Origin of the sequence: Streptomyces sp. DH12 (assembly GCF_020873895.1) — a bacterium.
Classification (GTDB): Bacteria; Actinomycetota; Actinomycetes; order Streptomycetales; family Streptomycetaceae; genus Streptomyces.
This window is the reverse complement of record NZ_JAHWGT010000656.1, coordinates 1-531: the sequence shown is the minus strand read 5'-3', so window position 1 is coordinate 531 and position 531 is coordinate 1. Positions and strand designations below refer to the sequence as shown.

1 protein-coding gene is annotated in these 531 nt (G+C 72.3%); it reads left to right on the top strand.

Annotated features, from left to right (window positions below; genetic code table 11):
- The coding region (locus tag LPA54_RS36325) for a GNAT family N-acetyltransferase (protein WP_228984786.1) at positions 1-531 on the top strand (531 nt) is incomplete at both ends.

Sequence of the window (531 nt, the reverse complement as noted above, 5' to 3'; positions counted from 1 at the left end):
CGGCCGTGGGCATGGTGCTCGTCGCGGAGCGCCACTCCCGTCAAGGCCTCGGACGCCGGCTGATGCGTCACGTCGTCGAGGGGGCGGGAACCACTCCCCTCACCCTGCACGCCACACCCCTGGGCCGGCCCCTCTACGAGGAGCTCGGTTTCAAGGTGACCGGGCAGGCCGAGATGGTGCGCGGCCACTTCGTCCCGTCCGGGCGGCCGGACATCCTGACCCGCACGGCCACGGCCGACCACCTCCCCGCGATCCTGCGGCTCGACGAGGAGGTCTTCGGCACGGACCGGACCCACATCGTGACCCGCCTGCCCGCCTTCGCGGACCAGCTGCGGGTGGCCGAGGAGGACGGACGGATCATCGGCTACGCCGCCGCCTGGCCCAACATGGACACCCATGTCGTGGGTCCGCTGATCGCCCGGGACACCGCGACCGCCCAGGCGCTCATCGCCTCACTGGCCGCCCACACCAACCGGCCGCTGCGCACCGACATCGACGTCCGGCACCACGAGCTGCTGGACTGGGTGAAGG